This is a genomic window from Isoptericola croceus, from assembly GCF_029382255.1.
Lineage (GTDB): Bacteria > Actinomycetota > Actinomycetes > Actinomycetales > Cellulomonadaceae > Isoptericola > Isoptericola croceus.
The window spans coordinates 881,096-894,619 of record NZ_JARLLG010000001.1 but is presented as its reverse complement, the minus strand read 5'-3'; the positions used below and the strand labels follow the sequence as shown (position 1 = coordinate 894,619).

Below are 13,524 nucleotides of genomic sequence, written 5' to 3'. Positions count from 1 at the left end.
GGACCACGGGGACGGGGGTATCGCTCACGGTGGGGCTCCTTCGTCATCGGCAGTCGTTCCCGGCACGCCCTCCGGTGGCGTGCCCGCGCTGTGCTCCTGGCCGGCCGCCCGCGGGACGGACAGCCGCACCTCGGTGCCCCAGGCAGGCCGGCTGACGACCTCGGCGGTACCGCCGCGCCGGCGCACCCGGCCACAGATGGACTCACGCACCCCGAACCGGTCGGGGGCGATGTCGTCGAGGTCGAACCCGTCACCGCGGTCGCGGACGAACACCTGCGCGGCAGCGTCCGTCACCTCGAGGTAGACGGTCACCGGTGGCGCACCGTGCACGACGGCGTTGACCAACGCCTCGCGCGTGGCCTTCAGCAACGCGGTCGTCGTGGCGGTGGGCGGGCAGTCACCGACGGACACGAGCTCGATCTCCGCGGCACGGCCGTCCTCCACCTCCCCGACCAGGTCGCGCAGCTCGGTGGCCAGCGACGTGCCCGGGGCGTGCCGGTCGTCGTAGAGCCACTCGCGCAGCTCACGCTCCTGCGCCCGCGCCATGCGGGCGACCTCCTCGGCGTCGTGCGCACGGGCACGGATGAGCGCCAGGGTCTGCAGCACGGAGTCGTGCAGGTGGGCGGCGATGTCCGCACGCTCGGCCTCCCGTTCGCGGGCGGCGCGCTCGTCGCCGAGCTCGCGGACGAGGCGCAGCCACCAGGGGGCCAGGACCAGGGCGACACCCACCAGGACCGCGAGCGACGCCAGCGTGACGGTCAGCAGCTCGGCGGGCGGGGTGCCCTGGACGAACAGCAGCAGCACACCGGCGGTCACGAGCACCAGCCCACCAATCAGCCGCAGCAGCGTGCTGGAGCGCGACGGCGGCGCGCCGGTCTCCCGCGAGCGCTGCACCGCGTCGAGCTGGCTCCAGGCAAGGCCCGCGCCACCGGCGACGACGAGCAGCGGCAGCCACATCGTGGGCAGGTCCCAGCCCCAGCGCAGGGCGACCAGGACCGCGGCCCCGACGAGGAGCGCGAGCCCGATCCCGACGTCGCGACGAGAGAGCCCTGCGACGGGACCACCGCGTCGCAGCCGGGGCGCGAGCCGCGCCAGGGCAGCGGGACGGCCCTGGTGCGCGACGTCGTGCGGGTCGCCGGCCGGGATCGTGAGCCACCAGAAGACGTAGAGCGCCAGCCCGATGCCGCCGACGAGCGCGAGCCCGACCATCGCGAGGCGGACCAGCCGGACCGAGACACCCAGGTGCGCCGCGACCCCCGCGCACACGCCACCGAGCCACCGCCCTCGCCGAGGACGGCGCAGCGGCAGCCGTGCGGGCGCCTCGATCGTGATCACCCCCTGATCGTGGCACGTCAGGGGTGCCTCCGGAGCAGGATCCAGGGTTCTCGGCGACGGACTCAGGGTTGGTTTCAGGGGTACACCCGATGGTCGCCGGCCCCGCGGCGGGCCAGCATGGAGACATGACCACGAACGACACCCCTGCCCCGGACGCCCCGGGCGGTGCCCCCGGAGCCGGTGGCACCGACGGCGGCGCCGCACCACCCTCTCCGCCGCCCCGGCGCGCAGCCGGCGACGGGTTCTTCGACTCCGTGCGCCACATCGGCATCGCCCGGTCCGACGACCGCTGGGTCGGCGGTGTCGCGGCCGGCATCGCCGAGCGGTTGCGCCTCGACCCCCTGCTCGTGCGCGGCCTGCTGATCCTCAGCTTCTTCGTCTCCGGAGCCGGTCTGGTCCTCTACGGCGTCGCCTGGGCCCTGCTCCCCGAGCGGTCCGACGGGCGGATCCACTTCCAGGAGGCGATCCGTGGCACCTTCGACGTCGCCATGCTGGGCGCCGGCATCGCCGTCCTGCTGGGTCTCATCTGGGGCGGCGGCTTCTGGCCGTGGTGGATCGGCCCCGCCGAGTGGGTCTCGGCCCTCCTGTGGATCGCCTTCTGGGTCGCCGTCGTGTGGCTGATCGTCAAGCTCGTGCGTTCGCGCGGTCGACCCGTCGGCCCGACGCCGCCACCGCCGGCGGGCAGCACGTCCCCGGCGGCGTACGGCGCCCCGGCCGCAGCGGTGAACCCGGTCCACGGACCGCCGTCGTCCCCGAACCAGAGCGAGGTCCCCGTGAGCTCCACCGATCCGTACGTCCCCGCCCCCCGGGCGCACTACGCCCCCCCGGCGGCGGCACCCGTCCCAGGGAGCATGCCGGAAGCCTCCACCGCTCCCTTCCCTCCGGCCGGTCCAGCAGGCCCGACGGGTGGTGGGTACGGCGCCCAGCCGTACCCAGGTCCTCCGGTACCACCGGCCCCGCTCCCTCCGCGCCCCCGGCGCACCGTCGGCGGGAACGCCGTCGGGATCGTCGTCGGGCTCGCCCTGCTCGCCGGGGCCGGCCTGCTCGCGGCCGATCTCGTCCTGGGCTTCGCCGTGCCCGTCTGGCCTGTCTGGGTGGGTAGCACCATCGTCATCGTGGGAGCGGGCATCGTCGTCGCCGGCGTGCGCGGGCTGCGCGGAGGCTGGCTGACCGCCTTCGCCTGGGGCGGCCTCGTCACCGCCCTGGCGGTGTGGCCGTTCGCCGCCGACCGCGGCGCTTGGCAGTGGCAGGATCACCAGGTCACCACGCAGTCCGGCGCCCTCATCGGCGAGGGGACGCTGACCCCGCGGTCGATCGAAGCCGCCGAGGACGGGGTCCGGGTCCAGTTCGGCGAGGCCTACGTCGACCTCACCAAGCTCGATCTGACCGACGTCGAGCCGGGCGAGCCCGTGGTGGTGCCCGTCGACATGACGGGAGGCCGCACGGTCGTGGAGATCCCGGCCGACACGGCCGTGGAGATCGTCGCGGAGATCAACGCCGGCAACCTCGCGGTCGAGATCGACGGCGAGCACACGGTGACGTCCGGCTTCTCCGGTGGCCCCCGCACCTATCAGACCGACGAGGTCTCAGAGCTCGGAGGTGCCGTGCTGCGGCTCGAGGTCGACGGCCGCGCCGGTGAGATCTTCATCAAGGAGGAACGATGAGCAACGACCACCAGGACCGTCAGGACCGACCGGAGCAGGACGAACGCACCGCCGACAGCGCGGTGCCGGCCACCCAGCAGATCCCCTCGGACGAGGTGCCGCCCACGCAGGCGTTGCCGGCGTCGAACGACCCGCTCGCCGTCTTCGACGAGCCCGTCCGCTCCGCGGACAGCGGTCCGGAACCGGGCCCCGGTCCCGCCACCGCGACGATCGCTGCACCGCCCCTCGTCCGGTCCGGGCCACGGACCACGACGATCGTGTGGGGACTCATCGTCGTCGCCGTCGGTGTCGGCATCCTGGCGCGCACCGCGGGGGCGACCATCGACGTCGAGCTCGCCACGATCCTGCTGCTCGCCACGGCCGGGCTGCTGCTCGTCGTGGGCTCCGTGGCCGGCGCCGTCCGGCGTCGCCGCCGCGCGAGCGTGACAGCAGGCTGACACCCGGCGCACGGGCGAGGCGCGGTCCCACCGTCCAGGTGGAGCCGCGCCTCGCGCGTTGCCGTCAGGCGTTCGGCGTGTCCGTCCGCCCGGACGACGGCGGCGCATCGGTCGGGCGGGTCGTGTGCCGTTCCGGAGGCGTGGCGTGGCCCACCGGTGACTCCGCGCTGTGCCGCGGCGGCGTGGACAGGTCGCCGTGCGAGCTGCGGCCCGGCGTCTCGACCGCGACCGCGGGCCCGCCGGCCAGGCGCCGCAGCGCGGCACCGACGAGGATGAACAACAGGCCGAGACCGACGACGAGCGCGCAGACACCGAACGCGACGACCGAGGTGAACAACGAGGCGCGCAGGAACGACGCGTTCATGACCGTCTCGCGGGTCGGGTCGTCCCGGTCCAGCTCGGCGTAGGTGGCTCCACCCGAGGCCTCGAGCGCGTGCTGGTCGATCACCTCGGCCTGCGCGTACGCCGTGAACGGCCCGGCGACCTGCTGGCCGGCGAACATGCTGGCGTCGTCCGCGACGGTGATCTTCTCGTCGGACAGGGTCATCGCGACCACGATCCAGACGGCGACCCCTGCCAGGACGAGGAGGATGCCGGCGAGGAGGGTGACCATCCCGATCCCGCGGACCCCCTTGGCGGGTCGGACGGTGACAGTGCTCGACATGGCTGCGCCTTCCGTCGGTCACGCTGGTGACGTGAGTGAGATCACAGCCAACGTAGCGTCACCATCACCGGACGGCACGGCGAACCCTCAGGTCACACCCGGTCCCTGCGCCCTGCCGGCGGTCGACCCGTCGGGATCACTCCCACTCGATGGTGCCCGGCGGCTTGCTCGTCACGTCGAGCACCACCCGGTTGACCTCGCTCACCTCGTTGGTGATGCGGGTCGAGATCACCGACAGCACGTCGTAGGGCAGCCGCGTCCAGTCCGCCGTCATGGCATCCTCGCTCGACACGGGGCGCAGCACCACAGGGTGGCCGTACGTGCGCCCGTCCCCCTGCACGCCCACCGAGCGGACGTCGGCGAGCAGCACGACCGGGCACTGCCAGATGTCGTCGTCCAGACCGGCCCGGGTGAGCTCCTCGCGGGCGATGGCGTCCGCCGTGCGCAGGGTCTCCAGGCGCTCCGCGGTGACCTCGCCCACGATGCGGATGCCTAGGCCGGGGCCGGGGAACGGCTGGCGCGCGACGATCTCCTCGGGCACCCCGAGCTCGCGGCCCACCGCGCGCACCTCGTCCTTGAACAGTGTGCGCAGCGGCTCCACCAGGTCGAACTGCAGGTCGTCGGGCAGGCCGCCCACGTTGTGGTGACTCTTGATGTTGGCGGCGCCCTCGCCGCCGCCCGACTCCACGACGTCGGGGTAGAGCGTGCCCTGGACGAGGAACTTGACCTCTTCCCCGTGCTCGCCCGCGGCCGCGACGACATCGCGGGCAGCATCCTCGAAGACCCGGATGAACTCGCGGCCGATGATCTTGCGCTTCGTCTCCGGGTCGCTGTGCCCGGCGAGCGCGTCCAGGAACCGCCGCCGCTCGTCGCGGACCACGAGGTTCACACCGGTGGCGGCCACGAAGTCGCGCTCGACCTGCTCCACCTCGCCCTCGCGCAGCAGACCGTGGTCCACGAACACGCAGGTGAGCTGGTCCCCCACCGCCTGCTGCACCAGTGCCGCGGCGACCGAGGAGTCCACGCCACCCGACAGCCCGCAGATCACCCGGGCGTCGCCCACCTGTGCACGGATCGCGGCGACCTGGTCGGCGATGACGTTGCCCGGCGTCCAGTCCGGCGCCAGGCCCGCACCGGAGTAGAGGAAGTGCTCCAGCACCGCCTGACCGTGCGCCGAGTGCTTGACCTCCGGGTGCCACTGCACGCCGTAGAGCCGGCGATCGGAGTCCTCGAAGGCCGCCACCGGCGAGCCGGACGACGTCGCGAGCACCTCGAAGCCCTCCGGCGCGGCGTGCACGGAGTCACCGTGGCTCATCCACGTCGTCTGGTTGACCGGGGTGCCGGCCAGCAGCACACCGGCCGAGCAGACCTCGACCTCGGTGCCGCCGTACTCCCGCTGGCCGGTCTGGGCGACCTCCCCGCCGAGCGCCTTGGCCATCGCCTGGAACCCGTAGCAGATGCCCAGCACCGGCACGCCGGCGTCGAACAGCTCCGGGTCCACGAACGGCGCCCCGGTGGCGTACACCGAGGACGGGCCACCCGAGAGGATGATGGCCGCCGGGTCCTTGGCGAGCATCTGCTGCACCGAGAACGTGTGCGGGACGATCTCGGAGTAGACCTTGGCCTCGCGCACGCGCCGGGCGATGAGCTGGGCGTACTGGGCGCCGAAGTCCACGACGAGGACAGGGCGAGGGGTTTCCGCGGATGCAGCGGCGGGAGATGTCACCGCACCAGGATAATGGCCATCCCGCGGCGGTCAGACCCCGTACCGCTCGGCGAGCGCGTCCAGCTTCGCGTCGGCCTCGGCGTGCACCTTCTTCTCCAGGACGAACGACATCACCGGGACGACGCCGGCGAACACCAACGTGGCCAGGCGACCGTAGCCCCAACGCATCTTGGCCCACAGGTCCAGCACGGTGACGAGGTAGACGACGTAGATCCAGCCGTGCGCGAACGGCACCCAGAACATGTAGTCGATGACGGCGTCGACCGGCACGACGTACTTGAAGAACATCTCCACGCACAGGACCAGCAGCATCGCCCCGGTGACGAACGCGAGCCAGCGGTAGCGGGTCAGCGAGCCGCGGGCCTTGCGGATCGCCGTGGCGGCCTGGTCGGTGGTGGGCGAGCTGGCTGGCGGGGAGGCGGGCTCGGGCGTGGCGGTCACCCCACGATGGTAGGCGGGAAATTCCCGTGCCCCGTGTCGGTGGACCTGCCTAGGCTCGAGAACTGTGCGACCCCTTCCCCTGCCCGACCTGGGCAACCCTCCCCTGACGTCCGCGTCACGGCTGCTCACCTGGCAGGCGTGGCGTCAGCGCGACGTGCTGCTCAAGGCGATGGCTGTGGGCATCGTCTCCATGCTGGCGTCCGCCGCCGCACCGCTGCTGCTGGGTGGAGCCATCGACTCGGGCCTGGCCTCCGGCTTCGGTCGCGAGCTGCTGATCTGGTGCGGGTGGATGCTCGCGGCGGCCGCCGCCATCGTCGTCTCCGGCGTCTTCAGCCACACCTGGGACGTCGAGAGCTGGCTGCGGGCGTCGTTCGCCTTCTCCGGGCTGGTCGGGGACAAGGCTTCGCGCGCCGGGCACGCCATCACGAAGCGCCTGCCGACCGGGGAGGTCGTCGCCGCGGTCGCCAACGACGCGCTGCGCGCGGGCGACATGTTCGCCATGGCGGGCCGCTTCACCGGCGGTGTGGTGACCTACGCCGTCGTCGCGGTGTACATGCTGTCGCAGGACCTCGTCCTCGGACTGGTCGTCACGATCGGGATCCCCGTGGTCGCCGCGATCCTCGCCCTGCTGGTCAGGCCGCTCCAGGCCCGCCAGCGCGTGCACCGTGAGGCCACCGGACGGCTGACGGCGCTCGGCGCCGACACCGTCTCCGGCCTGCGCATCCTGCGCGGCATCGGTGGCGAGGACGTCTTCGCCGGCCGCTACGCCCAGCAGTCGCAGGAGGTGCGCCGCCGCGGGGTCCGCGTCGCCGCCGTGCAGTCCGTCCTGGACGGGCTCCAGGTGCTCCTGCCTGGCCTGCTGGTCGCACTGGTCCTGTGGCTCGGCGCGCGCGCCGTGGTGCGCGGCGATCTCACCAGCGGCCAGCTCGTGACCTTCTACGGCTACGCCGCCTTCCTCGCCTGGCCGGTGCAGATGGCCACCCAGATGCTCCAGATGACCACCAACGCCGTGGTGTCGGCGCGCAAGATGCTCGACGTGCTGCGGGTGACCGAGGCGACGCCGCAGGCCGCGACGACGGCTCCCGAGCCGCCGTCGGGCAGCGACCTCGCCGACGAGGCCAGCGGCCTCGTGCTGCGCCCCGGCCGGGTGGTGGGTCTCGTGTGCGCCGACCCGGACGTCTCGGCGGCGCTCGCGACGCGACTGGGCCGGGTCGACGACGACGCCGAGGCGGGGACGCCCGTGACGCTCGGCGGGGTGCGGCTCGCCGAGCTCGACAAGGAGATGCTGCGGCACCGGCTCGTCGTCGCCGAGGCGACCCCGCACCTGTTCTCGGGGATCCTGGGCGAGGAGCTCGACGCCCGCGGCCGGGCCACGGAGGCCGAGCTGATGGCCGCCGTCCTCGTCGCCGACGCCCAGGACGTGCTGGACTCGGTCCCGGACGGCCTGGCCGGCGAGCTGCCGGAGAAGGGCAGGTCGCTCTCCGGCGGCCAGCGCCAGCGCGTGGCCCTGGCCCGCGCACTGCTCACCGACCCGGAGATCCTCGTGCTCGTCGAGCCGACCAGCGCCGTCGACGCACACACCGAGGCCCGGATCGCCGAACGCGTCGCGGAGGCGCGGCGCGGCCGCACCACCCTCGTCGTGACGGCGAGCCCGCTCGTGCTCGACCACGTGGACGAGGTCGTGCTGCTCTCCCCCGCCGGGACCGTCGTCACCTCCGGGACGCACGGCGAGCTGCTCGCCCGCCCGGACGACGACGGCGCCGCGTACCGCTCCGTCGTCGGCCGCAGCATGGCGGAGGAACCCCACCCGTCCGACGACCACGACCTGGAAGGAGCCGCGCGATGAGCGCCACCACCGCCCCACCGCCCGCGGCCGACCCGCGCCGCCTGCCCATCGCCGACGGCACCCAGGTCAAGCGCACCGTCGGGCGCCTGTTCCGCCGCCACCGCGGCTCGCTCGGCGGCGTCGCCGCCCTGCACACCGTCGCGGCGGTCGCCGGGCTCGCCGGGCCGTTCCTGCTCGGCCGGTTCATCGACGAGGTCTCGGGCGGGACCACGCTGGCACGCGTCGACACGCTCGCGCTGATCCTGGTCGGCGCCGTCGTGGTCCAGGCGGTGGTCACCCGGTACGCGCAGCGGCTGTCCATGATCTTCGGCGAGCGGGTGTTCGCCGAGCTCCGCGAGGAGTTCATGGAGACCGTCACCCGCCTGCCGCTGTCCACCGTGGAGAAGGCCGGCACGGGCGACCTCGTCGCCCGCACCACCAACGACGTCAACAAGCTGCAGCACGCGGTGCGCTTCGGCGTCCCGCGGGTGCTCGTGTGCGTCGTGACGATCGGGCTCACGCTGGTGGCGTCGTTCCTCACGGACCCGCTCGTGGCGCTCGGCCTGCTGGTCGGTGTCCCGATCATCTGGCTCGCCACCCGGTGGTACCTCCAGCGGGCCACGCCGGGCTACCTGCGCGAGTCCGCCGCGTACGCCACCCTCAACGGCACCATCACCGAGGCCGTCGAGGGCGCGCGCACCACCGACGTGCTGTGGCTCGGGTCGCGGGTACGCCGTCGGCTGCGCCGCGACCTGTCCGAGGCGTTCGCCGCCGAGAAGTACACGCTCGGGCTGCGGCTGCGTCTCATCCCGTCCCTGGACACCGCGGTGGCGGTCGCGCCGATCGCCGTCGTGCTGTGGGGCGCCTGGCTCGCCTCGCAGGACCTCGCGAGCGTCGGCACCGTCGCGACCATCGCGCTGTACGCGCACCAGATGGGCGGGCCGGTCTTCGACCTGGTGTTCTGGCTCGACGAGCTGCAGGTCGCCGCCGTGGCGCTGGCTCGCGTCGTCGGCGTCGGGCTGGTCGGGCCGGACCGCGTCGCCACGGGCGAGGTCCCGACCTCCGAGGAGGTGCACGCCCACGAGGTCCGGTACGCCTACCGCGAGGGGCACGACGTGCTGCACGGGATATCCGTCGACCTGCGACCCGGCGAGAGGCTCGCGGTCGTGGGCCCCTCCGGCGCGGGCAAGTCCACGCTCGGGCGGATGCTCGCCGGGATCCACCCGCCGACCGGCGGTTCGGTCACGGTGGGCCAGGTGCCGCTGGTCGACCTGCCGTTGGAGGACCTGCGCGGGCACGTCGCGCTGGTCACCCAGGAGCACCACGTGTTCGTCGGGTCCCTCGCGGAGAACCTCCGCCTGGCGGACACCGCCGCCTCCACCGACGCCCTCTGGGAGGCGCTGGAGGCGGTCGACGCCCGCGCCTGGACGGACGCGCTGCCCGGGGGACTGGCCACCGAGGTCGGCTCCGGCGGGCACCCGCTGAGCCCGGCGCAGGCGCAGCAGGTCGCGCTCGCCCGGCTCGTGCTGCTCGACCCGCACACGCTCGTGCTCGACGAGGCGACGTCGCTGCTCGACCCGCGCGCCGCCCGACACCTCGAGCGCTCGCTCAACGCGGTGCTCACCGGGCGCACGGTCGTGGCGATCGCGCACCGGCTGCACACCGCGCACGACGCCGACCGGGTCGCCGTGGTCGACGACGGGCGGATCGCGGAGATCGGGCCGCACGACGAGCTGGTGGCCGCCGGCGGGGACTACGCCCGGCTGTGGCACTCCTGGCAGCACGAGTAGGCGCGCACCTCGTAGGCTCGACGCGTGCGCAGTCCTGAGATCACGACCCCGTCCCTGCCGCCGCTCGTCGACCCCGGCCCCGAGCTCACCGTCGAGGAGATCGGTCGGTTCGCGCGACACCTGGCGCTGCCCGGTCTCGGTGCGGACGGCCAGCGGCGCCTGGCGGCCACCCGGGTGCTGGTCGTCGGCGCCGGCGGCCTCGGCAGCCCCGCGCTGCTCTACCTCGCGGCGGCGGGCGTCGGGACGCTGGGCGTCGTGGACGACGACGTCGTGGACGCCTCCAACCTGCAGCGCCAGGTGCTGCACGGCACCGGCGACGTCGGGCGCGCCAAGACGACGTCCGCGCGAGAGGCGGTGGCCGACGTCGCGCCCGGGGTGCGGTGCGTGGAGCACGCCGAGCGCCTCACCCCGGCCAACGCGCTCGACCTGCTGCGCGACTACGACCTGGTGCTCGACGGCTCGGACAACTTCGCCACGCGGTACCTCGTCGCCGATGCCGCGGAGATCCTCGGTCTGCCGGTGGTGTGGGGCGGGCTCTACCAGTTCCAGGGGCAGGTGTCGGTGTTCTGGGCGGCGCCCCCCGTGGGCGAGGGAGTCACGTACCGGGACGTCTTCCCCGAGCCGCCGCCGGCGGCACTCGCCCCGGACTGCGCGACCGGCGGCGTGCTCGGCTCGCTCTGCGGCACGATCGGCTCGGCGATGGCCACCGAGGCGGTGAAGCTGATCACCGGGACGGGCCGCACCCTGCTGGGGCGCCTCGCGGTGCACGACGCCCTGGACGCCTCCTGGCGGCACCTCGACGTGCGGGCCGACCCCTCGCGCGAGCCGGTCACCACCCTGCCCGATGACGCCGCCTACGCCACGCTGTGCGGCCTGGGTCCCGTGGAGCCGGTCGCCGCCCAGGACGGACCTGTCACGCCCGCGACGGTGGCGGCCCTGCGGGCGGCGGCGGCCGACGGTGACGGCGACGAGCCGTACATCGTGGACGTGCGCGAGCCGTGGGAGGTGACGATCGCCGCGATCGCCGGGGCGGACCTCGTGGGTCTGGGCGAGCTCCTCGGACCGGACCGGGCCGAGGCCGTCCGGCGGGTGGCGGACCGCGCCCAGGGCCGCCCGGTGCACGTGCTGTGCAAGATGGGTGGCCGCGCCGCGCAGGCCGCTGCCGTGCTCCGCGACGCGGGGCTGCCGGCCCGCGAGATCGCCGGCGGCATCCTCGCGTGGTCCAACGACGTCGATCCGTCCATCCCGACGTACTGACCCGGGCTCCGTTCGGCAGTTTCAGCTCCGTTCGGCAGTTTGAACTGCCGAACGGAGCTGAAGCTGCCGAACAGAGCGACCTCAGAGGGCGAGGTCGAGACGGCCCTCCGGGGACGACGACGCCAGCGCCCGCTCCCGGCGCGGGATGCGGCCGGCACCGGCCGCCTCGTGCCCGGCCTCCACGGCCAGCCGCATCGCCCGCGCCATGCGCACCGGGTCCGCCGCACGGGTCACCGCGGTGGCGAGGAGCACGCCGTCGCAGCCGAGCTCCATGGCGAGCGCCGCGTCCGAGGCCGTCCCGATCCCTGCGTCCAGGATCACCGGGACGGACGCCGCCGCCGCGATCGCCTCGATGTTGCGGGGATTGAGGATGCCGAGGCCGGACCCGATCGGCGCACCCAGCGGCATGACGGCGGCACACCCGACGTCCTCGAGGCGCCGCGCCACGATCGGGTCGTCACCGCAGTACGGCAGCACGGTGAAGCCGTCGCGCACCAGCTCCTCGGCGGCCTCGACGAGCCCGAGCGGCTCGGGCAGCAGCGTGACGTCGTCGGCGATCACCTCGAGCTTGACCCAGTCGGTGCCGCACGCCTCGCGGGCGAGCTGCGCGGTCAGCACCGCCTCCCGCACCGAGAAGCAGCCCGCAGTGTTCGGCAGCGCGCGGATCCCCAGCCGTTCGAGCAGCCCCCACATCGAGGTGTCCCCGGCCGCGCCGCCCGAGGTCTGCCGCGCCACGCGTCGCATCGCGACCGTGGTCAGCTCGGTCCCGGACGCCACGAGCGCGTCCTCCAGCGCCAGCAGGCTGGGTGCTCCGCCGGTGCCCATGACGAGCCGTGAGCCGAGCTCCACACCACCGATCGTCAGCACGCCGCTCACCCGCCCTGCACCGCGGTGACGACCTCGACCCGCTCGCCTGGCCCGACGGTGGTGGCGTCCCAGGCGCCACGCGGCACGACGGCGTCGTCGATCGCGACGGCCACTCCCTGCGGCACGCCGTCGACGACGCTGCCCGGCACCAGCCGCGCGACGAGCTCGGTCAGCGGCAGCGGAGAATCGAGCGGGTACGGCTCACCGTTGACGACGGCGTGCGTGGTGGGCAGGGTCCGTGACATCACGATGCTCCTTCGAGGAGGGGGGTGAACCGGTCGGGGTCCGCGACGCTCAGCGCGGGCGGTAGGGCGGCGCCGGTCAGGCCGGCGACCACGGCCTCGGCGGTCAGCGGCGCGAGCAGCACGCCGCCGCGGTGGTGGCCGGTCGCCAGGTGCAGACCGGGCGTGGCCGACGGGCCGACGAGGGGCAGGTTGTCGGGGGTCGCGGGCCGCGCCCGCAGGGTCGCCTCGACGAACGCGGCCTCATCGAGGGCCGGGACGAGGGCGCGGGCGTCGCGCAGGAGCGCGAACACTCCCCCGGCGGACGGCCGGCGGTCGGCCGGGCCCTCCTCGCTGGTCGCGCCGACGACGACCTCCCGGTGCTCCGCCGTCGTCCCCGGTCCCGACCCGGTGCCGGGTGGCCGCGGCACGACGTAGACGGGCCGGCCCTGCACCCGGCCCCGCACGACGTGCTCGGGCGCCGTCCCGGGCGGGGCGTCGAGCCGCAGCGTCTGGCCCCGCACCGGTCGCACGGGGGCCGCGGCGAGCTCGCCGGACCGCCACCCTGCGGCGAGCACGACGGCACCGGCCCGGTGCAGCGTCCCCGCGTCGTCGTGGACGCCGACGACGGCACCGGCGTCACGCTCGAGCCGCACGGCAGCGCTCCGGACGACGGCGGCACCCGGGTGGGCGTGCAGGGCGGCGCTCAGGGCAGCACGGGTCGTGCGCGGGTCGGCGACGTGGTCGCCCGGCACCCAGGCGGCGCCGGCGACATGGTGCCCGAGCAGCGGTTCTCGGCGCCGCGCCTGGGTGCCGGTGAGCTCGGTCGGCTCCAGCCCCAGCTCGGCGTGCAGGGCGAGCCAGCGGCGCAGGTGGGCGACGTCGTCGGCGTCGTAGGCCGCCACCAGCGTGCCCGTCTCCCGCAGGCCCACGTCGATGCCCGTGGCTCGCGCCAGGTCCGCCGCGAACCGCGGCCAGGCCGCGAGCCCGGCGATCCCGAGCCGGGCGAGGGCGGACTCGCCGAACCACGACTCGCTGACCGGTGCGAGCATCCCGGCGGCGGCGTGCGTGGCGCCGTCCCCCGGGCTCGGGTCGAGCAGCGTGACGCTCAGCCCGGCCTCGACGGCTCTCCACGCCACCGCCGTGCCGACGATCCCGCCACCGACGACTACCACGTCCGACGACGCCTCCGACAGACTCATGTGTGCTCCCTTCGCTGGCATGACCCAGATCAGGTTCGACGGTCGGCGACCTTCGCCCTCTCAGCCCCCGAGCGGGGCTCCCGTGCTGCCGCCAC

Annotated in this window: 12 protein-coding genes and 1 riboswitch; of the genes, 5 read left to right on the top strand and 7 right to left on the bottom strand. The window is 74.3% G+C overall.

Annotation, left to right across the window (positions count from 1 at the left end; translation table 11 throughout):
- Positions 1 to 24 precede the first annotated feature (24 nt).
- Complete coding sequence (locus PZC42_RS04215) at positions 25 to 1,335, bottom strand: PspC domain-containing protein (protein ID WP_277208721.1); 1,311 nt, start codon at positions 1,333 to 1,335, stop codon at positions 25 to 27.
- A 125-nt stretch (positions 1,336 to 1,460) separates the two neighbouring features.
- Here PZC42_RS04215 and PZC42_RS04210 point away from each other — a divergent pair, with 125 nt between their 5' ends.
- Complete coding sequence (locus PZC42_RS04210; protein WP_277208719.1) at positions 1,461 to 2,999, top strand: PspC domain-containing protein; 1,539 nt, start codon at positions 1,461 to 1,463, stop codon at positions 2,997 to 2,999.
- Positions 2,996 to 3,436 carry a hypothetical protein gene (locus PZC42_RS04205; RefSeq protein ID WP_277208717.1) on the top strand — a complete coding sequence of 147 codons (441 nt, stop codon included), beginning with the start codon at positions 2,996 to 2,998 and terminating at the stop codon, positions 3,434 to 3,436. Before PZC42_RS04210 ends, PZC42_RS04205 begins: the two co-directional genes overlap by 4 nt.
- A 64-nt stretch (positions 3,437 to 3,500) precedes the next feature.
- Here PZC42_RS04205 and PZC42_RS04200 read toward each other — a convergent pair whose 3' ends face one another.
- From PZC42_RS04200 to PZC42_RS04190, 3 genes are all read right to left on the bottom strand, one after another.
- Positions 3,501 to 4,100, bottom strand: a complete 600-nt coding sequence (locus PZC42_RS04200; RefSeq protein ID WP_306573546.1) for an aromatic ring-opening dioxygenase LigA — start codon at positions 4,098 to 4,100, stop codon at positions 3,501 to 3,503.
- A 136-nt stretch (positions 4,101 to 4,236) separates the two neighbouring features.
- On the bottom strand, positions 4,237 to 5,826 hold the full coding sequence (gene guaA, locus PZC42_RS04195; protein WP_277208715.1) for a glutamine-hydrolyzing GMP synthase: 1,590 nt from the start codon (positions 5,824 to 5,826) through the stop codon (positions 4,237 to 4,239).
- Between the two features lie 30 nt (positions 5,827 to 5,856).
- Positions 5,857 to 6,267: a DUF3817 domain-containing protein gene (locus tag PZC42_RS04190; RefSeq protein ID WP_277208713.1), complete on the bottom strand. Its 411-nt coding sequence runs from the start codon at positions 6,265 to 6,267 to the stop codon at positions 5,857 to 5,859.
- Positions 6,268 to 6,331: 64 nt separating this feature from the next.
- On the opposite strand from PZC42_RS04190, the gene PZC42_RS04185 reads away from it, so the two are divergent.
- The 3 genes from PZC42_RS04185 to PZC42_RS04175 are packed head-to-tail and all read left to right on the top strand — an operon-like array spanning position 6,332 to position 11,139.
- Complete coding sequence (locus tag PZC42_RS04185; RefSeq protein WP_277208711.1) at positions 6,332 to 8,113, top strand: ABC transporter ATP-binding protein; 1,782 nt, start codon at positions 6,332 to 6,334, stop codon at positions 8,111 to 8,113.
- On the top strand, positions 8,110 to 9,882 hold the full coding sequence (locus PZC42_RS04180) for an ABC transporter ATP-binding protein (protein ID WP_277208710.1): 1,773 nt from the start codon (positions 8,110 to 8,112) through the stop codon (positions 9,880 to 9,882). The genes PZC42_RS04185 and PZC42_RS04180 overlap by 4 nt, the downstream gene beginning before the upstream one ends.
- Before the next feature lie 24 nt (positions 9,883 to 9,906).
- Complete coding sequence (locus PZC42_RS04175) at positions 9,907 to 11,139, top strand: ThiF family adenylyltransferase (RefSeq protein WP_277208708.1); 1,233 nt, start codon at positions 9,907 to 9,909, stop codon at positions 11,137 to 11,139.
- 81 nt (positions 11,140 to 11,220) lie between these two features.
- Here the strand turns inward: PZC42_RS04175 and PZC42_RS04170 are convergent, their stop codons facing one another.
- From PZC42_RS04170 to thiO, 3 genes are all read right to left on the bottom strand, one after another.
- The gene (locus PZC42_RS04170) at positions 11,221 to 11,964 is read right to left on the bottom strand and encodes a thiazole synthase (protein WP_438802919.1); all 744 of its coding nucleotides are present in this window, start codon (positions 11,962 to 11,964) and stop codon (positions 11,221 to 11,223) included.
- Positions 11,965 to 12,011: 47 nt separating this feature from the next.
- On the bottom strand, positions 12,012 to 12,251 hold the full coding sequence (thiS, locus tag PZC42_RS04165) for a sulfur carrier protein ThiS (RefSeq protein ID WP_277209282.1): 240 nt from the start codon (positions 12,249 to 12,251) through the stop codon (positions 12,012 to 12,014).
- Positions 12,251 to 13,429 (bottom strand): glycine oxidase ThiO, encoded by a 1,179-nt coding sequence (thiO, locus tag PZC42_RS04160; protein WP_277208704.1) that lies wholly within the window; start codon positions 13,427 to 13,429, stop codon positions 12,251 to 12,253. Before thiO ends, thiS begins: the two co-directional genes overlap by 1 nt.
- A riboswitch (TPP riboswitch) is annotated at positions 13,419 to 13,523 on the bottom strand. (Overlaps the previous gene by 11 nt.)
- Position 13,524 lies beyond the last annotated feature (1 nt).

Coding starts and splice junctions, on each gene's coding strand:
- PZC42_RS04210 (WP_277208719.1), top strand. CDS start 1,461: ATGACCACGAACGACACCCCTGCCCCGGACGCCCCGGGCGGTGCCCCC.
- PZC42_RS04205 (WP_277208717.1), top strand. CDS start 2,996: ATGAGCAACGACCACCAGGACCGTCAGGACCGACCGGAGCAGGACGAA.
- PZC42_RS04200 (WP_306573546.1), bottom strand. CDS start 4,100: ATGTCGAGCACTGTCACCGTCCGACCCGCCAAGGGGGTCCGCGGGATC.
- PZC42_RS04180 (WP_277208710.1), top strand. CDS start 8,110: ATGAGCGCCACCACCGCCCCACCGCCCGCGGCCGACCCGCGCCGCCTG.
- PZC42_RS04170 (WP_438802919.1), bottom strand. CDS start 11,964: ATGGGCACCGGCGGAGCACCCAGCCTGCTGGCGCTGGAGGACGCGCTC.
- thiS (WP_277209282.1), bottom strand. CDS start 12,251: ATGTCACGGACCCTGCCCACCACGCACGCCGTCGTCAACGGTGAGCCG.
- thiO (WP_277208704.1), bottom strand. CDS start 13,429: ATGAGTCTGTCGGAGGCGTCGTCGGACGTGGTAGTCGTCGGTGGCGGG.